This is a genomic window from Variovorax sp. UC74_104, assembly GCF_044055375.1.
GTDB lineage: Bacteria > Pseudomonadota > Gammaproteobacteria > Burkholderiales > Burkholderiaceae_C > Variovorax.
This window is the reverse complement of sequence record NZ_CP171978.1, coordinates 5,977,095-6,000,217: the sequence shown is the minus strand read 5'-3', so window position 1 is coordinate 6,000,217 and position 23,123 is coordinate 5,977,095. Positions and strand designations below refer to the sequence as shown.

Here is a 23,123-nt window from a genome sequence, read left to right as displayed (position 1 = left end):
CTTTTTCCTCCGGCGCGGCGTGCATGGCTGCACGGCCGGTTGTTCACGAGCCATGTACCTGCATCCCCTCATTGCCAATGTGCCTCCGGCCGAGCGCGAGGCGCTCGTCCAGAGCTGCGAGCTGCGTTCCTTCAGGCGCAACGAGACGGTGCTCGCCGCCGATAGCCGGACCGACCGGATCTATTGCGTGGCCAGCGGCCTGCTGCGCGTGGTCCTCCACGGCAAGGGCAGCGCGCAAGACACCGACGTCACCACTGACTTCATCCGGCGGGACGATTTCTTCATGGGGCCGTCCCTTGCGCAGGACGGCTACCAGGCCACGCAGACGCTGATCGCGGCGCTGCCCTCGGCTGTCTACCTGGTGCCCGTGGCCGCCATGCGGCGTCTGTGCGCCGCGCATCCGGAGGTGGCCATCGGCCTGCTCGGGCTCGCGATGAAGCGCATGGCCGTGGTCAGGGGCCAGCTGCGCCGCATCTCGGCGCTGTCGGCCGAAGACCTGGTGAGCCGCGTGCTGCACCAGCTCACGCTGCTCGCGCCGGCGAGCGCGGGCGGATACGACAAGCGCATCACCCAATCGGTGATCGCCTCCTACTCGGGCCTTTCGCGCGAAGTGGTCAACAAGACCATGCGCGCGATGGAGAACCGCGGCCTGGTCCGCAGGGACGAAGACGGCGTGCACGTGTCGCCCGACTTCGCCGCCACCGACTTCGGCGAGCTGCGGCCCGCCGAGCCGGGCCTTTCAGGCGACGCGGCGCAGCAGCAGGACGCTCCGCTGCTGCCGCCGCAGCCGCTCGATTCGCTGCGCATGCGCAGGGCGGGCGAATCCGGAAGCGACTGAGCCCCCCATGTTCATGGGTTTCGCCGGCGGGCACGGATGCGCATCATGCGGTGATGTATCTGCATCCCCTGATGGCGGGACTTCCGCCAACGGAACGTGAGGCGCTCGCCGAATGCAGCCGGCCCCGTTCCTACAAGCGCAACGAGGTCCTGCTGGCAGCCGGCGATACCACCGACCAGATCTATTGCGTGGCGAGCGGCCTGCTGCGCGTGGTCACGCCGGGCCATGCCGAAGGCAGCGAGATGACGACCGAGCTCATCGGCCCGAACGACTTCTTCTTCGATCTCTCGATCAGGGAAGACAGCTACCGGACGAAGCAGACCTTGATCGCCACCTTGCCTTCGTCCGTGTTCGTCGTGCCTATCGCGAAGATGCGCGGCCTCTGCGTGCGCCGTCCCGAGGTGGCGCTGGGCCTGCTCGGGCTCACGATGAAGCGCATGAACGTGCTGCGCGACCAGTTCCGCCGCATCTCCGTGCTGCCCGCCGAAGACCTGGTGCTGCGCGTGCTGCACGAGCTCACACGCCTCGCGCCCATAGGCCCGGACGGGTACGACAAGCGCATCACGCAGTCGGTGATCGCCTCGTACTCGGGACTCTCCCGGGAGATGGTCAACAAGATCATGCGAGCCATGGAAATCCGTGGGCTCGTGCGTCGCGACGAAGACGGCGTGCATGTGGCCGAGGATTTCGTCGCGACCGATTTTGCGTAGTGCGCGAATGCATGCGCGAGGGCCCGACATGAAGACAAAGGGCCTACCGCCTGTGCGGTGCCTACCGAATTCCCGGTATTGATCGCATTCCGGGCGGCGCGGACATTGGAACCGGTGGACCCGAGAGCGGTACTGCCGGGGAGATGCGTGCATGGCGCGGGGAACCGGTGGGCGGCCTTGTGGTCCGGTCTTTCCACTCCCGGCCGGAGGTTGTCATGTCCATGCACAAAGCTGCGCTCGATCTGTTCCTTGCCGAATGCACGGCCACCGCGCTGAAGTCGGAGATCGAACTCCGAGGCACGTTGGCTAGCGCGCTGCAGATCCGGCACAAGATCCGGGATACAGATCTCCAGACCTTGTTCAAGCTGGCCAATGCTGCTGAGCCGCACACGTTCACCCGGATCTACTACGTCCTGACGCTGCAATTGTTTGCAGGCTCGGCATACAAGGACCTTAGACCGCTTTTCGACGCTGTTCAGGGCAATCTGGAGCACGCCCAAGTCATGCCGCACTGGGACCCCGGGAAGCCTCACAAACTGGGCTCGATCTATGCGGCGGAGCCGATGAACCTGTTTGCGGGATGGTCGCTGACCAACACGCGGAACAACCAGACGATGCTCGACCCCCATGTGCTGATGGAGCATCTCGATGGGTCCATTTCCAGCGACCTGAATGGAGTGTCGTCTTCAGGCTCGGTCAATCCGACGGTGGGCATGAGGATTTCCGGTGCGCTGAATCAGGTGGATGCGCAAGCCACCACACAGCGTCTGGGTGGCGTCGCCCCACCAGGACTCAGGCGAAGCTATTCGGCGTATAGCTTCGACCTGAAAACCAGGGAATCCCGCATGCAGGCTACGTTGGGCAAGTTGGCGGGCAGCCGTACGAGAAACTACGACTGGCGGCAGGCCCTCAAGAAATTCGAGAAGCTCTCGCAGGATATGCAGAGCAGTACCCGGGCAGGCCTTGAACACTATCAACTTCTGTACGACAACGTACCTCAGGGCACTGCGATCAGTGGTCATCTCGCTGATGCGTACGAGTCTTGGAAGACCCATCGGCTGAACGCCATGGCTGTCATCAAGGCGATGTGCGACGAGTTGAAGACTCCCGCCCACAGCGCATCGAACATCATGACGCTTCCTCACAAGGATGGAGCGCGGCCGGTACCGCAACCTGTGTATCAGCCGCCACCACAGCACTATCAGCAGCCGCACCATCCACAACAGCAGCCACACGGGTATCAACCACCGCCGCACTATCCGCAGCAGCCGCCGCACGGATTTCAGCCCCCGCCGCACTACCCACAGCAGCCGCCGCATGGATTTCAGCCCCCGCCGCACTACCCGCAGCAGCCGCCGCATGGATTTCAGCCCCCGCCGCACTACCCGCAGCAGCCGCCGCACGGATTTCAGCCCCCGCCGCACTACCCGCAGCAGCCGCCGCACGGATTTCAGCCCCCGCCCTACCCCCATCAGCCGCCGCAGTACTTTCAACCGCAGCCTGGTTCCTATCAGAAAAAGTAGACGGATCCAGCCGCGCGCCTCTGTCCTCGGCTTGCAGGTCAGCCCCCGCGCGGCACCCGCGTCTCGGAAGGCCGCTCCCCGAAGCGCGCACGGTACTGCGCCGCGAAATGCCCCAGGTGAAGAAAGCCGTACTTCTGCGCCACCTCGCGCACGCCGGCTCCGTTGGCCCCGGCCGACGCCCGTAGTTCGGAGCGCACCCTCTCGAGCCGGGTCTCGCGCAGGAACTCCATCGGACCCTGTCCCGCATGCTGGCGGAACGCCAGTTGCAGGGCTCGCGCGCTGCAGCCGACCTCGCGGCAGACATCGGCCAGCGACAGGGGCTGGTCGGCATGCGCCTCCATGTACTCCTGCGCCCTGCGGACCACGCGCGGCAGCAGGCTGCGCCGCTGGGTGTCGCCGGCAAGGGCGCGGGAGTGGTTGTGTCCGGCCGACATCAGCAGGCTGGCCATCAGGTACGCCTCGGCGTGCTCGGCCAGCGGGCTGCCGGACTGCAGCGCGTTGCCGGCGTCGAGCGTGAGCCGCAGGTAGTCGATGAAATGCACCAGCGGCGCGAGCGCGGGGTTGTCCAGCGGCACGCCGAGGTCGAACACCAGGTGCTGCCTGACGGGTGCCTGCAGCAGCGATTCGAGCCGTGAGAGCAGGGCGGGGCGCGCCAGCCGCACGATCAGGTGCGGGCTGTCGTCGGCCCAGCGCATCGACAGCAGCTCGGTGGGCGAGGGCAGCGACGCGAGGCGGGGCGTGGCGTCCACCTGCTGCGCGCCGCAGCGGATCTCGGCCGCGCCGCGCAACGGAATCTGCAGCAGGAAGAAGTCCTGCAGGTAGCCGGGGTCGATCTGCACGCCGGGGCCGTACTGCACGTAGTTGAGGCTCACGTCCCGGTGCAGCCGCGCGCTGTGGTGGCAGGCGTCGAGGTCGGCGCGGGGGCGCAGGGTGACCAGGCCGTGCGGGCAGAACACGCGTGCCACGCTTTCGCGGGCTTCGTCCACGTCGTGGCTCTCGAAGAGCCGGTAGCGCTGCAGCGGCAGCTGTGGGTTCGCGGCGGTTTCCATGGGGCGAAGGCACCGTAGCAAAAACCGCTCCTGCCCACAATTCGGACCGTCCCGGCCCCCGAGGCCTTCCCCGGAGCGCTCCCCGGGGCCAGAAAACTGCGCGCCAGGGACACGGCCTGCGTTTGCGGGATCCGCCGCGGCCCCTCCCCGCCATAACGTTCGCTCCACAGGCCGCCCGGCCTGTACCCGATGTTCGATCAACCGAGGAGAGCAAGCGTCATGTTCAAGGGACTCGAAGGCAGGAGCGCCATCGTCACCGGCGGATCCACGCTGATAGGCGCCGGCGTGGTGCGTGCGCTGCACGCGGCCGGCGTGAAGGTCGTCATCGCCGACATCGATGCCGCCAACGGCCAGCCGCTGGCCGATTCGCTGGGCGCCGGCGTGCGCTTCGTGCGCACCGACATCACCGACGACGCGCAGGTGAAGGCCTGCGTGGCGGAGGCGGCCGAGCATCACGGCGGGGTGCACTTCCTCGTCAACCTGGCGTGCTCGTACGTGGACGACGGCTTCAAGTCGCCGCGCGCCGACTGGCTCACCTCGTTCAACGTGAACGTGGCCAGCGCCGTGGCCATGCTGCAGGCCGTGCATCCGCACATGGTGGCGGCCGGCGGCGGGGCGGTGGTCAACTTCACGAGCATCTCGTCGAGCGTGGCGCAGACGGGCCGCTGGCTCTATCCGGTGAGCAAGGCCGCGATGGCGCAGCTCACCCGCAACATGGCGATGGACCTCGCGCCCGACCGCATCCGCGTGAACAGCGTGTCGCCGGGCTGGACCTGGTCGGCCGTGATGAACCAGCTCACGAACGGCGACCGCGCCAAGACCGACCGCGTGGCCGCTCCCTTCCACCTGCTGGGCCGCGTCGGCGACCCCGACGAGGTCGCGCAGGTGGTGCTGTTCCTGTGCTCCGATCACGCGAGCTTCGTGACCGGTGCCGACTACGCGGTGGACGGCGGCTACTCCGCCATGGGCCCCGAGCAGGCCGTTCCCGCCATTCCCAAGCTGATGGACTGACCGCTCCACGCGGAGCATCGAAGGAGCATGAAATGAAGCGAATCGCGATCGTCGGCGCAGGCCAGTCGGGCCTGCAACTGGGACTCGGCCTGCTTGCCGCGGGCTACGAAGTCACGATGTTCAGCAACCGCACGGGCGAGGACATCCGCCAGGGCAAGGTCATGTCGAGCCAGTGCATGTTCCACACCTCGCTGCAGATCGAGCGCGACCTGGGCCTGGACCACTGGGCGAGCGACTGCCCCACGGTGGACGCCATCGGCCTGGCCGTGCCGCACCCCGAGCAGAAGGGCGCGAAGGCCATCGATTGGGTCGCGCGGCTCAATTCGAGCGCGCAGTCGGTCGACCAGCGCGTGAAGATCCCGGCGTGGATGGACGAGTTCAGGAACAAGGGCGGCGAGCTCGTCTTCAAGGACGCGGGCATCGACGAGCTCGAGACCTGCACGCAGACGCACGACCTCACGCTGGTGGCCAGCGGCAAGGGCGAGATCTCGAAGCTCTTCGAGCGCGACGCCCACAAGTCCACCTACGACAAGCCGCAGCGCGCGCTGGCGTTGACCTACGTCAAGCGCATGAGGCCGCGCGAGCCGCATTCGGCCGTGTGTTTCAACCTCATTCCCGGCGTGGGCGAGTACTTCGTGTTCCCGGCGCTGACCACCACGGGGCCGTGCGAGATCATGGTGTTCGAAGGCGTGCCTGGCGGCCCGATGGACTGCTGGGCCGACGTGAAGACGCCCGAGGAGCATCTGGCGCGCAGCAAGTGGATCGTCGACACCTTCACGCCGTGGGAAGCCGAGCGCTGCCACGACATCGAGCTGACCGACGACAACGGCATCCTCGCTGGCCGTTTCGCGCCCACTGTGCGCAAGCCGGTGGCGACACTGCCGTCGGGGCGCAAGGTGCTGGGCCTGGCCGACGTGGTGGTGCTCAACGATCCGATCACGGGGCAGGGCTCGAACAACGCGGCCAAGTGCGCCGACACGTATCTCAAGAGCATCCTCGCGCGCGGCGACGGCCCTGCCGACGCGGCCTGGATGCAGCAGACCTTCGACCGCTACTGGTTCGGCTACGCGCAGTGGGTCACGCAGTGGACCAACATGCTGCTCGCTCCGCCGCCGCCGCACGTGCTCAACCTGCTCGGCGCCGCCGGCGCGATGCCGCCGCTGGCCAGCGCATTCGCCAACGGCTTCGACGATCCGCGCACCTACTTCCCGTGGTTCGCGGACCCGACCGAGTCGCAGCGCTTCATCGACACCTGCGCGGCCGTCGCGTAGCGGGAGCGGCACCATGAAGCGACGCGTGGCCATCGTCGGTGCCGGCCAGTCCGGCATGCAGCTCGCGCTCGGCCTGCAGCGCGCGGGGCACGAAGTGACGGTGTTCTCCAACCGCAGCGCACAGGAGATCGCCGAGGGGCCGGTGATGTCCAGCCAGTGCATGTTCGAGAACGCGCTGCAGACCGAGTGCGAACTCGGGCTCGACTGGTGGACCGACGAATGCCCGGCGGTGGAAGGCATCGCCGTCGCGGTGCGCAATCCTGAAGGCGGCAAGGCCGTCGAATGGAGCGCGAAGCTCGATGGCCCCGCGCAGTCGGTCGACCAGCGGCTCAAGATACCCGCGTGGATGGCCGAGTTCGAGAAGCGCGGCGGCACGCTGGTGCTGCAGGACGTGGGTATCGACGACCTGGAGACCTGCGCGCAGATGAACGATCTGGTGATCGTCGCGAGCGGCAAGGGCGAGATATCGGGGCTCTTCGAGCGCGACCCCGAACGCTCGCCCTACGAGCAGCCGCAGCGCGCACTCGCGTTGACCTACGTGAGGGGCATGAAGCCGCGCGAGCCGCACTCGGCGGTGTGCTTCAACCTGATTCCCGGCGTGGGCGAGTACTTCGTGTTCCCGGCGCTGACCATCGACGGACCCTGCGAGATCATGGTGTTCGAAGGCGTGCCTGGAGGCCCGATGGACTGCTGGGCCGACGTGAAGACGCCGCAGGAACATCTCGCGCGCAGCAAGTGGATCCTCGAAACCTTCCTGCCCTGGGAGGCCGAGCGGTGCGCGAACATCGAACTCACCGACGACAACGGCATCCTCTCGGGCCGCTTCACGCCGACGGTGCGCAAGCCGCTGGCGACGCTGCCTTCGGGGCGCAAGGTGCTGGGCCTGGCCGACGCGATCGTGCTCAACGATCCGATCACCGGACAGGGCTCGAACAACGCAGCCAAGTGCGCCGACATCTACCTGAAGCGGATCCTCGAGAACGGTGACGCACCCTTCGACGCCGAATGGATGCAGCAGACCTTCGACCGCTACTGGGAAGGCTACGCCCGCTGGGCCACGGACTGGACCAACAGCCTGCTCGCGCCGCCCAGGCCCCACCTGCAGAAGCTGCTGCAAAGCGCCACGCAGATGCCCGCGGTGGCGAGCACCATCGTGAACGGCTTCGACGACCCGCGCGCGTTCGCGCCCTGGTGGTTCGACGCCGCGCAGGCCGACCGCTTCCTGGAGGAGCGTGCGCGCGAGGCGGCAGTCGACCGCTTCGACCGGCGCGATTTCCGCAAGGCGCTCGGGCAGTTCAGCACCGGCGTGACCGTCATCACCACCCGCGCGATGGACGGCCGGCGCGTAGGCATGACGGCCAACTCGTTCTCCTCGGTCTCGCTCGATCCGCCGCTGGTGCTGTGGAGCCTTGCGCGCCAGGCGCCCAGCGTGGGCGACTTCACCGGCGCCAGCCATTTCGCGATCAACGTTCTGGCGGCGAACCAGCATCACCTGTCGCGGCAGTTCTCGACGCCGCAGGCCGACAAGTTCGGCGGCGTCGACTGCTGCGAGGGAACGGCCGGCGTGCCGCTGCTCAACGGCACGATCGCAAGATTCGTCTGCCGCAACGTCAGGCAGTACGATGGCGGCGACCACCTCATCTTCATCGGCGAGGTCGAGCGCTACGACCGCTTCGACGGCGAGCCGCTGGTCTTTCATTCGGGCTACTACCAGGTGACCACACGACATCCGGAATGCATGCAATGAGCGCGCGGCCCGCATCAACCACCACCCCATGAACGGAGCAACACACATGCAGCAGAAAGCACCCCAGGCCGCAGCACCACAGCGCATCCGCATCGAGGCCAGCGACGCAAGCGGCAGCTTCAGCGGCTACCTGGCACTGCCCACCTCGGGCACCGGGCCCGGCCTGGTCATCGCGCAGGAGATCTTCGGCGTGAACGACACGATGCGCGAGGTGGCCGACTACTACGCGGAAGAAGGCTACGTGGTGCTCGTGCCCGACCTGTTCTGGCGCCAGCAGCCCGACGTCGAACTCGGGTACACGCCCGAGGACTGGCAGCGCGCCTTCGGCTTCTACCAGGGCTTCGACGAGGCCAAGGGCATGGAGGACATGCAGGCCGCCATCGCCGCGCTGCGCCAGCGGCCCGAGGTGCAGGGCGGCAAGGTCGGCGTGCTCGGCTTCTGCCTCGGCGGCAAGCTGGCCTACCTCGCGGCCTGCCGCACCGACGCGGACGTCGCCGTCGGCTACTACGGCGTGGGCATCGACGCCGCCCTCGACGAGGCCGACAACATCAAGCGCCCCCTCACGCTGCACATCGCCGAGCTCGACAAGTTCTGCCCGCCCGAGGCGCGCGACCGCATCGTGGCGGCACTCGAAGGGCCGCCCCGGCGTCTCGCTGCACGTGTACCCGGGCATGGACCACGCCTTCGCGCGCCTGGGCGGCGAGCACTACCACAAGCCATCGGCGCTGATGGCGCACGAGCGCAGCATCGCCACGCTGAAGGACGCCATCGGCCCGCACTACGACCTCTCGGCGCTGTGGGACAAGCACTGCGAGTACGAGTTCGGCACCCGCAACGTCGATGACACCATGTCCACCATGGTGGCCGAGCCCTACGTCAACCACATCCCGACCATGACCGGCGGCGTGGGCTACAAGAACCTGCACGCCTTCTATTCGAACCACTTCGTCAACAGCAACCCGCCCGACACCTCGCTGGTGCCGATCTCGCGCACCATCGGCGCCACGCAGGTGGTCGACGAGATGCTGTTCTGCTTCACCCACACCACCGAGATCCCGTGGATGCTGCCGGGCGTGGCACCCACCGGCAAGCGCGTGGAGATCCCGCTGCTCGCGGTCATCAAGTTCCGCGGCGACAAGCTCTACCACGAGCACATCTACTGGGACCAGGCCAGCGTGCTGGTGCAGGTGGGGCTGCTCGATGCGAAGCTGCTGCCGGTGGCCGGCATCGAGACGGCGCGCAAGCTGCTGGACGAGACGCTGCCGTCGAACACGCTGATGCAGCGCTGAAGCCTTAGTCCGAGGCCTTCACTGCATCCACCAGGAAGCGCACGAAGGCCTTCGCCGCATCGGGCAGCGAGCGGCCCGCCATGGTCTCTATGGCGAGGTGCCGCTCGTGCATCTCGCGGTCCTTCAGCGGGATCGCGACCAGCGCCTTGCTCTCCAGCAGCGCGCGGATCGACAGCGGCCCGTAGAAGGCGATGCTGCCGCCGCCCGCGGCCGCGAAGCTCAGCAGCGCATTCGCATGGTTGCTCGACATCGCCAGCTGGTAGCGCAGCTCCTGCCGTGAGCAACTCGCATCGAGCAGGCGGCGGATGGAGCTGTCCTCCTGCGGCAGTCCCAGCGGATAGGCCACCACCTGGCGAAGCGAGAGCTGCCGCTGCCGCGCGAGCGGATGGTCCACCGCCATGACCGCGAGGATGGGGCTCGGATGCCGCAGCTCCACCTCGATGCCCGGCTCGGGCAGGGCGCTGAGCGTGATGCCCACGTCGGCCTCGCCGTCGCGCACCAGCCGCGAGATGTCGGCGGGCGCGCAGACCTCCAGGTGGAAGCGGATGCCCGCGTGCTTGAGGCGGAACTGCGCGATCAGCCGGGGAATGAAGTCGAAGGCGAAGCCCTCGGTGCTCGCCACGCGGACGTAGCCGCTGCGCAGACCGCGCAGCCCGGCGATCTCGTTCGCCACGCGCTCGATGTCCTGCTGCGCGCGCTTGGCATGCGCGGCCAGCAGCTCGCCCGCGGCGTTGGGCACCATGCCGCGCGCATGGCGTTCGAAGAGCAGGGTGTCGAGCTCGCGCTCCAGGCGCGCCACCTGCCGGCTCACGGCCGAGGGCGCGACGTTCAGCTTGAGTGCGGCTTCCTTCACCGAGCCGGTCTTCACGACCTCGAGAAAGTAGCGCACCGCTGTTTCCTGCAAGGCACGAGGCGCCATGGATCGCTCCTGCACGTGGTCCGGACGGTTGCTGAAGATTGCCGATTCGGCAACGCAGAATTCTAAACATTGCGCTTGTGACACCGGCATGACGATCCTAGGATGAACTCGTTCGCACCCTCGAACCCCCAGTCATCCAGTCGAAATTCCAGGAGTCCCGATGAACCGTCTCCCTCTCGTGGCGCGCATGGCATTGCTGTGCTGCAGCCTAGGATTTGGCGCCGTGCCGCTGACCTCGCTTGCCGCCGAGACGGGCTTTCCCGCGCGGCCGGTCACGCTGGTGATTCCTTTCCCGCCCGGCGGCGCCACCGACGTCAACGGCCGCGTGATCGCGCAGAAGCTCGGCAAGGAGCTGGGCCAGCCGGTGGTGATCGAGAACCGCGGCGGCGCCGGCACGGTGGTGGGCGCGAGCTACGTGGCGAAGTCCACGCCCGACGGCTACACGCTGCTGCTGAGCTCGGGCTCCACCTTCACCGTCAACCCCGCGATCCGCAGCAACCTGCCCTACGACCCGGTGAAGAGCTTCGAGCCGATCGGCATTGCCGGGCGCGTGGCGCTGATCCTGCTGGCCAACAGCGAAGTGCCGGTGCAGACGGTGAAGCAGTTCGTCGACTACGTGAAGGCCGCGCCGGACAAGTACTCGTACGGCTCTTTCGGCACCGGCACCACCGCCCAGTTCGCGGGCGAAACCATGCTGCGCGCCACCGGCCTGAAGATGACGCACGTGCCCTACAAGGGCAGCGCGCCGGCCATGACCGACCTGATGGGCGGGCAGATCCCGTTCAGCATCGACACCGTGAGCGCGGCCGTCCCGCAGCTCAAGAGCGGAAAGATCAAGGCCATCGCGCTCACCACCGCGAAGCGCTCGGCGCTGCTGCCCGACGTGCCCACCTTCGCCGAGAGCGGCTATCCCGAGGTCGACATGGATTCCTGGCTCATGCTCGCCGCGCCGAAGGGCGTGCCCGCCGACGTGAAGGCGAAGCTGGAGAAGGCGCTGGCCGCGACGATTGCCGATCCGGAGACCAAGGCGAAGCTGCTGGCCGTGGGGCTGGAGCCGAGCTACAGCAGCGCCGCGGCGAGCGTCGAGCTGATCAACCGCGAACTGCCCGTGATGCGTGCGATCGCCGCAAGAGCCAACATCACCGCCGATTGAATTGGTTCTCCCCCAGGCTTCGCGCACTTCGTGTCGCTGCGCTGACCCCTCGCCGGGGGGCGACACCTACGGCCCGGCAAAGCCGGTTCCGTGGTGTCCTGCGAATGCGCAGCGCCATGCCCAGAACAAGAGACATCGATGACCTCCGCCAAAACAACCCACGATCCCACCACCGAACTCGTCGAGAAATCCGCCGTCGAACTGCGCCGCCTCATCGGCAGCAAGCAGCTCTCGCCCGTCGAGCTGCTGGAGGCATGCATCGCGCGCATCGAGCGCGTGAATCCCTTCGTCAATGCCGTCACCGCCACCTGCTTCGAGCGAGCGCGCGCTGAAGCCAAGTCGGCCGAAAGCGCAGTGATGCGCGGCGACGCGTTGGGCCTGCTGCACGGCCTGCCGATGGGCGTGAAGGACCTTGAGCCCACAGAAGGCCTGCTCACCACCTGGGGCTCGCCCATCTACCGCGACCATGTGCCGACGGAGGACATCGAACTCGTGGCGCGACTGCGCCGCGCGGGCGCCATCGTCGCGGGCAAGACCAACGTGCCCGAGATGGGCGCGGGCGCCAACTCGCGCAACGACGTGTGGGGCGCCACGGGCAACCCGTTCAACCCGAACCTCAACGCGGGCGGCTCCTCGGGTGGCTCGGCGGCTGCGCTGGCCTGCGACATGCTGCCCGTGTGCACCGGCTCCGACACCGGCGGCTCGCTGCGCATTCCCGCGGCCAAGTGCGGCGTGGTGGGCTTCAGGCCCTCGCCGGGCGTGGTACCCAGCGTGCGCAAGCCGCTGGGCTGGACGCCCATCTCGGTCGTCGGCCCCATGGGCCGCACCGTGGAGGAGGCCTGCCTGCAGCTGGCGGCATCGGCCGGCATGTGCGCGGGCGACCCGCTGAGCTATCCGCTCGACCCGATGTCCTTTCTCGTGCCGCCTTCGGTCGATCTGGGCCGGCTGCGCGTGGCATGGACCGAGGACTTCGGCATCTGCGCCGTGGACGACGGCATCCGCGCCACCTTCCGCCGCAAGATCGAAGCCATGCGGCACCTCTTCGGCCGCTGCGACGAGGTCAGCTTCGACATGGGCGAGGCGCACCGCTGCTTCGACGTGCTGCGCGCCGAGGCCTTCGTGGCTGGCATGCAGGCTGCCTACGAGCGCGACCCCGAAAGCCTCGGCCCCAACCCGCGCGCCAACTACGAGATGGGCGCGAAGATGAGCCTGCTCGACAGCGCCTGGGCGCAGGCCGAGCAGACGCGGCTGCTGAAGCACTTCCAGGCCACCTTCGCCGACTACGACCTCGTGCTGTCGCCGACCACGCCCGTCTCGCCCTTCCCGTGGACGCAGCTCTACGCCGCCGCCATCAACGGCGAGCCGCAGGCCAACTACTACCGCTGGCTGGCGCTGACCTACGTGGTCACGCTGACCACGCACCCCGCGATCGCGCTGCCCTGCGGCCTCGACCATGGCGGGCATGCCCTTCGGGCTGCAGGTGGTGGGCGGGTTCAGGGCCGACCACCAGGTGCTGGGCGCGGCGCATGCGATGGAGGCGGCGTTCTCGTCGAACCCCGAGCTGCGGCGGCCGCGTCCCGACCTGGCCGCGCTGCGCGCGGCCGAGCCTGCGCTGACTTCGATCGTCAGGACGCCACCCGTCTTCGGCGACGGCCGTGCTGCCGCATCGGCAGCCGTGTCGGCCGTCTAGGCATCCGCCACCGCATACGGCGTGAACCTGCTTTCGTTCTCGTTCACGTCCAGCGCCCGCCCGATGAAGGGGAATGCCCGTTGCGGGCAGGCGGTGCGCTCGCACACCTTGCAGCCCATGCCGATGGGTGTGGGCACGTCCTGGTCGGCCAGGTCGAGTCCCTTGGAATAGACCAGCCTCGGCGCATGCCGGATGTCGCAGCCCAGGCCGATGGCGAAGGTCTTGCTCGGTGAGCCGAATCCGCGCTGCCCGTGCGACACCGTGCGCGCCACCCACAGGTAGGTGCGCCCGTCGGGCATGCGCGCGAGCTGCCGCAGCACGCGCCCGGGCTGCGCGAAGGCCTCGTACACGTTCCACAGCGGGCAGGTGCCGCCGGTCTTGGAGAAGTGGAAGTGCGTGGCGGACTGCCGTTTCGAGATGTTGCCCGCGCGGTCCACGCGGATGAAGAAGAAGGGCACGCCGGGCGCGCCTGGCCGCTGCATCGAGCTCAGGCGATGGCACACCGTCTCGAAGCCCACGCCGAAGCGGCGCCCCAGCAGGTCGATGTCGTAGCGCAGGCTTTCCGCAGCCTTCAGGAATAGCTCGTAGGGCAGCAGCACCGCGCTGGCGAAATAGTTCGCCAGCCCTATGCGGGCCAGTGCGTGCGTCGGGGCGTCGTCGAAGCCTGCGCCTTCGAGCAGCGATTCGATCAGCCTCGTCTGCTCCAGCAGCGCCAGCTGGGTCGCGAGCTGAAACGACTGCTGGCCCGGCTCCAGGCTGCCCGACAGGCGCAGCACGCGGCTGGCGGGGTCGTAGCGGCGCTGGCTCTCGATGGCGTCGTCGTCGGTGGCCACCACGCGCACGCCGTGCTGCTCCAGCAGCCGCCGCTGCAGCCATTCGGACAGCGGGCCGCCGTGGCCGCGCGCTTCTTCGGCGAGCCTTTCCGCACGCTGGTCCAGTTCCTCGAAGTGGTTCTGGTGGGCGAAGAAGAAGTCGCGCACGGCCTCGAAGGGCATGGGGCGCGCGCTCGTGAGCTCGCCGCGTCCGTCGCCCAGCCCGGCGGCCATGATCTCGAGCCGCTCCGCGGCTTCCTGGTGGCGGCGATGCAGCGCGAGCAGCGCGCGCGCCACCGCCGGCATCTGCGAGGCCACTTCGCGCAGCTCCGGCAGCGCGACGGCTTCGCCGCCGGGGTTGTCGGCCAGCGCGTCGCGCATGCTCGAGACGAGGCGGGCTTCCTCGTCCTCGGAGAACTGCTGCACGTCGACGCCGAGCGTGCGGCTGATCCTGAGCAGCACGGCCACGGTCAACGGCCGCTGGTTCTGTTCGATCTGGTTGAGGTAGCTGGGCGAAAGCCCCAGCGCCTGGGCCAGCGCCACCTGCGTCATGCCGCGCTCCGCGCGCAGCTTGCGCAGGCGCACGCCCATGAAGGTCTTGCTCATCGTGCGGCTCCTTGCGTATTTGCAATATTCGCAAATCTCGCGTTTTCCATTCGCAATGATTGGCTGTTTCAGTCCTTCATTATGGCGATGCATTTGCGTAAATTGCGAATCCATGACTGACGAGAACACCGCGCTCGAACTCACGGAAATCGTGTTTCCCGAGCACGCCAACCATTACGGCACGCTCTTCGGCGGCAATGCGCTGATGTTGATGTCCAAGGCGGCCTTCCTGTGCGCGCGGGCGTTCGCGAAGGCCGACGTGGTGATGGCCCGCTGCGGCGACGCGCAGTTCCTCGCGCCGGTGCCAGTGGGCAGCGTGCTGCGTCTGCGCGGCTCCATCAGCCGCGTCGGCCGCAGTTCGCTGACGGTGTGCGTCAGCGGCACCGCACAGCAGCTCGGGCGCGAGCCCCGGGCGGTGCTGCGGTCCTGGTTCGAGATGGTCGCCGTCGATGGCAACGGCCGGCCTGCGCGCATTCCCGGCGCTTATCTGCATCGAGAGAAGGAAGAAGCATGAACGACACCGCAACCCCCACCGCTCCCGGCTTCAGGGCCAAGAAATCCGTGGCCCTGTCCGGCGTGACCGCCGGCAACACCGCGCTGTGCACGGTAGGGCGCACCGGCAACGACCTGCACTACCGCGGCTACGACATCCTCGACATCGCAGAAGTCTGCGAGTTCGAGGAAATCGCGCACCTGCTGGTGCACGGCAAGCTGCCCACGGCGGCGGAGCTGCGCGCCTACAAGGCGAAGCTCAGGTCGATGCGCGGCCTGCCCGCGAGCCTGAAGGAGGCGCTGGAGCAACTGCCCGCCGGCGCGCACCCGATGGACGTGATGCGCACCGGCGTGTCGTCGCTGGGCTGCATGCTCCCCGAGAAGGAGGACCACAACCTGCCGGGCGCGCGCGACATCGCCGACCGGCTGATGGCTTCGCTGGGCTCGATGCTGCTGTACTGGTACCACTGGTCTACGCAGGGCAGGCGCATCGACGTGGAGACCGACGACGACTCCATCGGCGGCCACTTCCTCCACCTGCTGCACGGCCGCGTGCCTTCCGAAGCCTGGGTGCGCGCGATGCACACCTCGCTCAACCTCTACGCCGAGCACGAGTTCAACGCATCGACCTTCACCGCGCGCGTGGTGGCGGGCACCGGCTCCGACATGTACTCGGCCATCACCGGCGCCATCGGCGCGCTGCGCGGGCCCAAGCACGGCGGCGCCAACGAGGTGGCCTTCGAGATCCAGAAGCGCTACGGCTCCCCCGACGAGGCCGAGGCCGACATCCGCCGCCGCGTCGAGGCGAAGGAGGTCGTGATCGGCTTCGGCCACCCGGTCTACACCGTGAGCGATCCGCGCAACGTGGTCATCAAGGGAGTGGCGAAGTCGCTGTCGCAGCAGGCCGGCTCGACCAAGATGTTCGACATCGCCGAGCGGCTCGAAGGCGTGATGTGGGAAGCCAAGAAGATGTTTCCCAACCTCGACTGGTTCAGCGCGGTGAGCTATCACATGATGGGCGTGCCCACGGCCATGTTCACGCCGCTCTTCGTGATCGCGCGCACCTCGGGCTGGGCGGCGCACATCATCGAACAGCGCATCGACAACAAGATCATCCGGCCGAGCGCCAACTACACGGGCCCGGAAGATCTGGAGTTCGCGCCGATCGAGGATCGGAAGTAAAAAGCGAAGAAGAGGCCGAGCGCCGCCCCATGAATACCCAGTACCGCAAGAACCTTCCCGGCACTTCGCTGGACTATTTCGACGCCCGTGAAGCCGTCGAAGCCATCCGCCCCGGCGCGTGGGCCACGCTGCCCTACACCTCGCGCGTGCATGCCGAGAACCTGGTGCGCCGCTGCGACCCGGCCATCCTCGAACGCAGCCTGCGGCAGATCGTCGAGGGAAAGAGGGAGCACGACTTTCCGTGGTTTCCGGCGCGCGTGGTGTGCCACGACATCCTGGGCCAGACCGCGCTGGTCGACCTGGCCGGCCTGCGCGATGCCATCGCCGAGCAGGGCGGCGACCCGGCGCAGGTGAACCCGGTGGTGCCGGTGCAGCTCATCGTCGACCATTCGCTGGCGGTGGAGTGCGGGGGCTTCGACCCCGATGCCTTCGCGAAGAACCGCGCCATCGAAGACCGGCGCAACGAAGACCGCTTCCACTTCATCGACTGGACGAAGCGGGCCTTCAGGAACGTGGAGGTGATCCCGCCGGGCAACGGGATCATGCATCAGATCAACCTGGAGCGGATGTCGCCGGTGGTGCACGCGCAGGGCGGCGTGGCCTACCCCGACACGCTGGTCGGCACCGACAGCCACACGCCGCACGTCGATGCGCTGGGCGTCGTCGCCATCGGCGTGGGCGGGCTGGAGGCAGAGAACGTGATGCTGGGCCGCGCCTCGTGGATGCGCCTGCCCGTCATCGTCGGCGTGAAGCTCTCGGGCCGGCCCCGGCCCGGCATCACCGCCACCGACGTGGTGCTGGCGCTGACCGAGTTTCTGCGCCAGTCGAAGGTGGTGGGCGCGTACCTCGAGTTCCATGGCGAGGGCGCGGCCAGCCTCACGCTCGGCGACCGCGCGACCGTCTCGAACATGGCACCCGAGTACGGCGCCACGGCCGCGATGTTCGCGATCGACTCGCAGACCATCGACTACCTGCGCCTCACCGGCCGCAGCGACGAGCAGGTGCGGCTGGTCGAGGCCTACGCAAGGCACGCCGGCCTGTGGGCCGACACGCTGAAGGACGCGGAGTACGAGCGCGTGCTGCACTTCGACCTGTCGACGGTGGTGCGCAACATGGCCGGCCCGTCGAACCCGCATGCGCGCGTGGCCACCACCGAACTCACTGCGCGCGGCATCGCGGCGCCATGGCGCGAAGAGCCGGGCCGCATGCCCGATGGCGCGGTCATCATCGCGGCCATCACCAGCTGCACCAACACCAGCAACCCGCGCAACGTGATCGCCGCAGGGCTGCTGGCGCGCAACGCCAACCGGCTGGGCCTCGCGCGCAAGCCGTGGGTCAAGTCGTCGCTGGCGCCGGGTTCCAAGGCCGTGACGCTGTACCTGCAGGAAGCCGGCCTGATGGGCGAGCTCGAGAGGCTCGGCTTCGGCGTGGTGGCCTACGCCTGCACCTCGTGCAACGGCATGTCGGGCGCGCTGGACCCGGCGATCCAGCAGGAGATCGTCGAGCGCGACCTCTACGCGACGGCGGTGCTCTCGGGCAACCGCAATTTCGACGGCCGCATCCATCCGCATGCGAAGCAGGCCTTTCTTGCCTCGCCGCCGCTGGTGGTGGCCTATGCCATTGCCGGCACCGTGCGCTTCGACATCGAGCGCGACGTGCTGGCCGTGGTCGATGGCAGGGAAGTGCGGCTGAAGGACATCTGGCCCGACGACGCGGAGATCGATGCCATCGTGAAGTCGAGCGTGAAGCCCGAGCACTTCCGGCAGGTGTACGAGCCGATGTTCGCCATCCGGCCCGACACCGCCGCCAAGGTCGCGCCGCTGTACGAGTGGCGCGCCGCGTCCACCTACATCCGCCGCCCGCCGTACTGGGAGGGCGCGCTGGCCGGAGAGCGCACTCTCAGGGGCATGCGGCCGCTGGCGATCCTGCCGGACAACATCACGACCGACCATCTCTCGCCCTCCAACGCGATCCTGATGGACAGCGCGGCCGGCGAGTACCTCCACAGGATGGGCCTGCCCGAGGAGGACTTCAACTCCTACGCCACCCATCGCGGCGACCATCTCACCGCGCAGCGCGCCACCTTCGCCAACCCCACGCTGAAGAACGAGATGGTGCGCAAGGAAGACGGCAGCGTGCGCGCCGGCTCGCTGGCGCGCGTGGAGCCCGAAGGGAAGGTCATGCGCATGTGGGAGGCCATCGAGACCTACATGCTGCGCAGGCAGCCGCTGATCATCGTGGCGGGCGCCGACTACGGCCAGGGCTCCTCGCGCGACTGGGCGGCCAAGGGCGTGCGGCTGGCGGGCGTCGAGGCCATCGCGGCGGAAGGCTTCGAGCGCATCCACCGCACCAACCTGATCGGCATGGGCGTGCTGCCGCTGGAGTTCAGGCCCGGCACCAATCGCCTGACGCTGGGCCTGGACGGCACCGAGACCTACGACGTGAGCGGCGCGCGCGAGCCGCGCGCCGACGTGATGCTGGTCATCCACCGCCGCAGCGGCGAGCGGCTCGAAGTGCCGATGACCTGCCGCCTCGACACGGCAGAGGAGGTGTCGATCTACGAGGCCGGCGGCGTGCTTCAGCGCTTCGCGCAGGACTTCCTCGCCACGAACGCATCGGCAGCGCCCGTGGCCGCCTGAATCGACAATCCCGACAATCGCAAGACCATGGCCTTCGCACCACAGATCAGGATTCCCGCCACCTACATGCGCGGCGGCACCAGCAAGGGCGTGTTCTTCCGCCTGCAGGACCTGCCCGAAGCCGCGCAGGTGCCCGGCAAGGCGCGCGACGCGCTGCTGCTGCGCGTCATCGGCAGCCCCGACCCCTACGGCAAGCAGATCGACGGCATGGGCGCCGCCACCTCCAGCACGAGCAAGGCGGTGATTCTTTCGAAGAGCGACAGGCCCGGCCACGACGTGGACTACCTCTTCGGCCAGGTGTCGATCGACCAGCCCTTCGTCGACTGGAGCGGCAACTGCGGCAACCTCTCGGCGGCTGTCGGCCCCTTCGCCATTTCCAACGGCCTGGTCGATGCCGCGCGCGTGCCGCGCGACGGCGTGGCGGTGGTGCGCATCTGGCAGGCCAACATCGGCAAGACCATCGTCGCGCAGGTGCCGATGAGCAATGGCGCGGTGCAGGAGACCGGTGGCTTCGAACTCGACGGCGTGACCTTCGCGGCCGCGGAGGTACAGCTCGAATTCATGGACCCGGCGGCCGAAGAGGAGGGCGCGGGCGGGGCGATGTTCCCCACCGGCAACCTCGTCGACGAGCTCGAGGTGCCCGGCGTCGGCACGCTGCGCGCGACGATGATCAACGCGGGCATCCCGACCGTCTTCGTGGAAGCGCAAGCCATCGGCTACACCGGCACCGAGCTGCAGGACGCCATCAACGGCGACGCCAGGGCGCTCGCGATGTTCGAGGCGATCCGCGCGCATGGCGCGCTGAAGATGGGCCTCATCGAGAGCATCGCCGAAGCGGCCACCCGCCAGCACACGCCCAAGGTGGCCTTCGTCGCGCCGCCGAAGGACTACACGGCTTCCAGCGGCAAGGCCGTGCGCGCGGCGGAGGTCGACCTGCTCGTGCGTGCGCTGTCGATGGGCAAGCTGCACCACGCCATGATGGGCACGGCCGCGGTGGCCATAGGCACGGCGGCGGCCATTCCGGGTACGCTGGTCAATCTCGCAGCCGGCGGCGGCGAACGCGCGGCGGTGCGCTTCGGCCATCCCTCGGGCACGCTGCGCGTCGGCGCCGAGGCCCGCAGGAGCGGCGGCGAATGGGTGGTGACGAAGGCTTTGATGAGCCGCAGCGCCCGTGTGCTGATGGAAGGCTGGGTGCGCGTGCCCGGCGACAGTTTCTGATTGGAGTGTTTTCCGAATGTCCACCCGCAAGCAACTCAAGTCCCTCGCGCAGGCCCGCCGCGGCCTGATCGTTCCCGGTGCCTTCAACGCCTTGTCCGCCAGGGTCATCGAAGACCTGGGCTTCAAGGCGATCTACATCACCGGCGCGGGCGTCACCAACATGTGGTTCGGCATGCCCGACCAGGGCTTCATGGGGCTCACGGAAATAGCAGACCACACCGCGCGCATCCGCGACGCGGTCTCGGTGCCGCTGCTCGTCGATGCCGACACCGGCTTCGGCAATGCGCTGAACGTGCGCCACACGGTGCGCACGCTGGAGCGCGCCGGCGCCGACTGCATCCAGTTCGAGGACCAAGTGGCGCCCAAGCGCTGCGGCCATTTCTCGGGCAAGGAGGTGATCTCCACCGAGGAGGCCGTGAGCAAGATCAAGGCGGCCGTCGACGCCCGCCAGGACCAGGACCTGCTGATCATGGCCCGCACCGACGCGGCCGCCGTCCACGGCTTCGAGGCCGCGGTCGAGCGTGCGCAGAAGTTCGCCGAGGCCGGCGCAGACATTCTTTTCGTCGAGGCCGTGACGAAGGAGGAAGAGGTGCGGGCCTTGCCGAAGCGCCTGGACAGGCCGCAGCTCATGAACATGGTGATCGGCGGCAGGACGCCGATCTTCAACGCCACCGAACTCGGCGAGCTGGGCTACGGCATCGTCCTGTATGCCAACGCCGCGCTGCAAGGCGCGGTGGCGGGCATGCAGAAGGCGCTGACGGTGCTGCGCGACGAGAAGGAAGTGCAGGAGTCCAGCGGGCTGGTCACGCCCTTTGCGGAGCGGCAGCGGCTGGTGGGCAAGCCCGAGTGGGATGCGCTGGAGAAGCGGTACACCTGACGGAGACGGGCGCCGGGGTGCGCGGGCCTGCTTTCCGGACGGCGTCCGCGACGAACGGCACGAGTAGACTCCACGGCTTTTCCTTTCCGCAGAGGAACAACCCGCGATGGCAATCCCGGACGCAGGACCCTTCTTCCACGGCACGCGCGCGGATCTTCAGCCGGGAGACCTGCTCACGGCCGGTTTCAGGTCGAACTACGACGGCCGCGTCGTCATGAACCACATCTACTTCACCGCCTGGCCCAAGGGCGCCGGGCTGGCTGCAGAAATGGCGAAGGGCGAGGGCCGTTGCCGCGTCTACATCGTCGAACCCACGGGCGCCTACGAGGACGACCCCAACGTCACCGACAAGAAGTTCCCGGGCAATCCCACGCGCTCGTACCGAAGCCGGGAGCCGCTGCGGATCGTCGGCGAGCTGGAGACCTGGGAACCCTTCGACGAGGAGTACATCCGCCAGCTCAGGGAGCGCGTGCGCGTCGGCATGGGAGAGATCATCAACTGACTCCCTCCTGCGGCCTCCCGTCAGCGCAGCACCAGCACGGGAATGTGCGAGTGCGTCAGCACGTGCAGCGTCTCGCTGCCCATCAGCAGGCGCGCCAGGCTGCGCCGCCCGTGCGAGGCCATCACGATCAGGTCGCACTGCTGGTTCTTCGCGGTGGTGATGATGGCCTCGGCCACCTGGTTCGAGCGCATGACGATGGCCTGCGCGCTGCGCACGCCCCTGGCGAGTGCGGTGGCGGCCACCTTGTCGACCAGCTGCTGCGCTGCCCGGTCGGTGTGCGCCTGCGATTCCTGGATGTCGCGCTGGCTCAGCATCATCGAGCCCTCGAAGTAGCCGACCGGCTCGATGTGCGCGACGGTGACGCCCACGAGGTCCGCGTTGGTCAGAAGGGCCAGGTCGATGGCGGCCTTGACCGCTTGCTCCGACAGCGCCGAGCCGTCGGTTGCCACAAGAACACGCTTGTACATGGCAGGCTCCTTGGCCCCCGGCACCGCGGGTGCCCTCATGCTTCAGTCTAGTTCGCGAACGCGGTCATGCAAGGCGGGCGGCTACCCTTCATTTTTCGCGCCGGATGCCGATAACCCCTGTTCGAACACGACCAAGGAGGATCGAAATGGTGAATGCCATCGGTGCGGCCGGCAGCGCGAGGAGCGGGGCCGACGCGAACGCCGAGATCGCGAAGATCCAGCGTCAGATCACGGCGACGCAGAAGCAGATCGAGGAAACGCAGGGCCTGCTGCTCAAAACGCCCGAGGGCGAGGCGCGCAAGCTGATCCAGCAGCAGCTCGAGGCGCTGGCGGTCCAGCTCGCCATGCTGCAGCAGCAGATGAACGCGCTGCGCATGGGCGCCCTCCAGAAGAGCGCCATGGCGTCGATGGAGGAAAGCGCCACCGCCGCGCCGCGCACCGGCGGCAGCCGCGGCGGCCTGATCGGCGGCAACGTGGACGTGCAGGCCTGAGTCAGCCGCCGCGCTCCGGCCACCGGTGCCGCGTGCCCCCGGATCGCCGGTCGGCCTTCTCCGCCACCATCCCTTGCGCGAGAAGCTGTTCGCCGCGCTGCTCCAGGTGCTGCAGGCAGCGCAGGAAGGCGTCCAGGTCCTCGGGCGAGATGCCGCCCAGCAGCTCGGTGTTCAGCCCCGCGATGCGCGGGAAGAGTCGGCCGAACAGCTGCTGGCCCGAGGCGCTCAGCCGCACGTGCACTTCGCGCCGGTCCTCCGCGTTCTGGCGCCGGTGCACCAGCTTCTTCTCGACCAGGCTGCGCAGCCCGCGCGAGGTGCGCACCCGGTCCAGGTGCAGCAGCGCGGCGAGGGCCGACGAGGTCATCTCGCCCTCCTGCGCGAGCGTGGCGATCATTCCCCACTCGCGGCGCGTGATGCCGAAGCCGCCCTCGACCAGCCGGGTGGCCATGCCGCTGCCCGCGCGAACGGCGCGGGTCATGCGATAGAGCAGCAGGTCGTCCAGGGAATGGGGCGCGCGCAAGGCTTCTGCGTCGGGAAAAACTTGTTGCATACGGGTGGCGGAAAGGCGCGGTGAGTGTGGTTCGCCCGCCTCGGCGGGCAGTTGATTGATTAGATCAACTGTTTGCCCATACGTATA

At 68.2% G+C, this 23,123-nt stretch carries 19 protein-coding genes and 3 pseudogenes; 17 read left to right on the top strand and 5 right to left on the bottom strand.

Annotated elements, in window-relative coordinates:
* Window positions 1–52 precede the first annotated feature (52 nt).
* From ACHMXA_RS28230 to ACHMXA_RS28220, 3 genes are all read left to right on the top strand, one after another.
* Window positions 53–838 carry a Crp/Fnr family transcriptional regulator gene (locus tag ACHMXA_RS28230; protein WP_395317213.1) on the top strand — a complete coding sequence of 262 codons (786 nt, stop codon included), beginning with the start codon at window positions 53–55 and terminating at the stop codon, window positions 836–838.
* 53 nt (window positions 839–891) lie between these two features.
* Entirely contained in the window at window positions 892–1,548 is a 657-nt protein-coding gene (locus tag ACHMXA_RS28225) for a Crp/Fnr family transcriptional regulator (RefSeq protein ID WP_395317212.1), read from the top strand.
* Window positions 1,549–1,763: 215 nt separating this feature from the next.
* The gene (locus tag ACHMXA_RS28220) at window positions 1,764–3,071 is read left to right on the top strand and encodes a hypothetical protein (RefSeq protein ID WP_395317211.1); all 1,308 of its coding nucleotides are present in this window, start codon (window positions 1,764–1,766) and stop codon (window positions 3,069–3,071) included.
* Between the two features lie 38 nt (window positions 3,072–3,109).
* Here the strand turns inward: ACHMXA_RS28220 and ACHMXA_RS28215 are convergent, their stop codons facing one another.
* Window positions 3,110–4,120 carry an AraC family transcriptional regulator gene (locus ACHMXA_RS28215; protein ID WP_395317210.1) on the bottom strand — a complete coding sequence of 337 codons (1,011 nt, stop codon included), beginning with the start codon at window positions 4,118–4,120 and terminating at the stop codon, window positions 3,110–3,112.
* Between the two features lie 219 nt (window positions 4,121–4,339).
* Between ACHMXA_RS28215 and ACHMXA_RS28210 the strand changes: the two genes are divergently transcribed.
* The 5 genes and pseudogenes from ACHMXA_RS28210 (at window position 4,340) to ACHMXA_RS28190 (ending at window position 9,438) form a co-directional block, all read left to right on the top strand.
* Complete coding sequence (locus tag ACHMXA_RS28210) at window positions 4,340–5,131, top strand: SDR family oxidoreductase (protein WP_395317209.1); 792 nt, start codon at window positions 4,340–4,342, stop codon at window positions 5,129–5,131.
* Between the two features lie 32 nt (window positions 5,132–5,163).
* On the top strand, window positions 5,164–6,402 hold the full coding sequence (locus tag ACHMXA_RS28205; protein WP_395317208.1) for a styrene monooxygenase/indole monooxygenase family protein: 1,239 nt from the start codon (window positions 5,164–5,166) through the stop codon (window positions 6,400–6,402).
* 13 nt (window positions 6,403–6,415) lie between these two features.
* Window positions 6,416–7,651, top strand: a pseudogene (locus tag ACHMXA_RS28200) (styrene monooxygenase/indole monooxygenase family protein); the annotation flags it as partial.
* Window positions 7,625–8,149, top strand: coding sequence for a flavin reductase family protein (locus ACHMXA_RS28195; RefSeq protein ID WP_256098885.1), 525 nt, complete (start codon window positions 7,625–7,627; stop codon window positions 8,147–8,149). The pseudogene ACHMXA_RS28200 and the gene ACHMXA_RS28195, both read left to right, overlap by 27 nt.
* 46 nt (window positions 8,150–8,195) lie before the next feature.
* Window positions 8,196–9,438: pseudogene (locus tag ACHMXA_RS28190) on the top strand (dienelactone hydrolase family protein).
* A 4-nt stretch (window positions 9,439–9,442) separates the two neighbouring features.
* Here ACHMXA_RS28190 and ACHMXA_RS28185 read toward each other — a convergent pair.
* Complete coding sequence (locus ACHMXA_RS28185; RefSeq protein ID WP_176663229.1) at window positions 9,443–10,357, bottom strand: LysR family transcriptional regulator; 915 nt, start codon at window positions 10,355–10,357, stop codon at window positions 9,443–9,445.
* A gap of 160 nt (window positions 10,358–10,517) precedes the next feature.
* Here ACHMXA_RS28185 and ACHMXA_RS28180 point away from each other — a divergent pair, with 160 nt between their 5' ends.
* Window positions 10,518–11,510 (top strand): tripartite tricarboxylate transporter substrate binding protein, encoded by a 993-nt coding sequence (locus tag ACHMXA_RS28180; protein ID WP_176663228.1) that lies wholly within the window; start codon window positions 10,518–10,520, stop codon window positions 11,508–11,510.
* 138 nt (window positions 11,511–11,648) lie between these two features.
* A pseudogene (locus tag ACHMXA_RS28175) lies at window positions 11,649–13,200 on the top strand (amidase).
* On the opposite strand, the gene ACHMXA_RS28170 reads toward ACHMXA_RS28175, so the two are convergent.
* Window positions 13,197–14,618: a short-chain fatty acyl-CoA regulator family protein gene (locus ACHMXA_RS28170; RefSeq protein WP_395317207.1), complete on the bottom strand. Its 1,422-nt coding sequence runs from the start codon at window positions 14,616–14,618 to the stop codon at window positions 13,197–13,199. The pseudogene ACHMXA_RS28175 and the gene ACHMXA_RS28170 overlap by 4 nt on opposite strands.
* Between ACHMXA_RS28170 and ACHMXA_RS28165 the strand changes: the two genes are divergently transcribed.
* From ACHMXA_RS28165 to arr, 6 genes are all read left to right on the top strand, one after another.
* A complete protein-coding gene (locus ACHMXA_RS28165; RefSeq protein ID WP_395317206.1) occupies window positions 14,602–15,132 on the top strand; it encodes an acyl-CoA thioesterase in 531 nt (176 codons plus the stop codon). The genes ACHMXA_RS28170 and ACHMXA_RS28165 overlap by 17 nt on opposite strands.
* Entirely contained in the window at window positions 15,129–16,292 is a 1,164-nt protein-coding gene (prpC, locus tag ACHMXA_RS28160; protein WP_395317205.1) for a 2-methylcitrate synthase, read from the top strand. Before ACHMXA_RS28165 ends, prpC begins: the two co-directional genes overlap by 4 nt.
* A gap of 29 nt (window positions 16,293–16,321) precedes the next feature.
* On the top strand, window positions 16,322–18,931 hold the full coding sequence (gene acnD / locus ACHMXA_RS28155; RefSeq protein WP_395317204.1) for a Fe/S-dependent 2-methylisocitrate dehydratase AcnD: 2,610 nt from the start codon (window positions 16,322–16,324) through the stop codon (window positions 18,929–18,931).
* Window positions 18,932–18,958: 27 nt separating this feature from the next.
* The gene (gene prpF, locus ACHMXA_RS28150; RefSeq protein WP_395317203.1) at window positions 18,959–20,149 is read left to right on the top strand and encodes a 2-methylaconitate cis-trans isomerase PrpF; all 1,191 of its coding nucleotides are present in this window, start codon (window positions 18,959–18,961) and stop codon (window positions 20,147–20,149) included.
* Between the two features lie 16 nt (window positions 20,150–20,165).
* The gene (locus ACHMXA_RS28145) at window positions 20,166–21,026 is read left to right on the top strand and encodes an oxaloacetate decarboxylase (RefSeq protein ID WP_395317202.1); all 861 of its coding nucleotides are present in this window, start codon (window positions 20,166–20,168) and stop codon (window positions 21,024–21,026) included.
* A gap of 106 nt (window positions 21,027–21,132) precedes the next feature.
* Complete coding sequence (gene arr / locus ACHMXA_RS28140) at window positions 21,133–21,528, top strand: NAD(+)--rifampin ADP-ribosyltransferase (protein ID WP_395317201.1); 396 nt, start codon at window positions 21,133–21,135, stop codon at window positions 21,526–21,528.
* Window positions 21,529–21,548: 20 nt separating this feature from the next.
* Here arr and ACHMXA_RS28135 read toward each other — a convergent pair whose 3' ends face one another.
* Window positions 21,549–21,995, bottom strand: a complete 447-nt coding sequence (locus ACHMXA_RS28135; protein WP_395317200.1) for a universal stress protein — start codon at window positions 21,993–21,995, stop codon at window positions 21,549–21,551.
* Between the two features lie 146 nt (window positions 21,996–22,141).
* On the opposite strand from ACHMXA_RS28135, the gene ACHMXA_RS28130 reads away from it, so the two are divergent.
* A complete protein-coding gene (locus ACHMXA_RS28130) occupies window positions 22,142–22,486 on the top strand; it encodes a FlxA-like family protein (protein ID WP_395317199.1) in 345 nt (114 codons plus the stop codon).
* Window position 22,487: 1 nt separating this feature from the next.
* Here the strand turns inward: ACHMXA_RS28130 and ACHMXA_RS28125 are convergent, their stop codons facing one another.
* Complete coding sequence (locus ACHMXA_RS28125) at window positions 22,488–23,036, bottom strand: MarR family winged helix-turn-helix transcriptional regulator (protein WP_395317198.1); 549 nt, start codon at window positions 23,034–23,036, stop codon at window positions 22,488–22,490.
* Window positions 23,037–23,123: the final 87 nt, after the last annotated feature.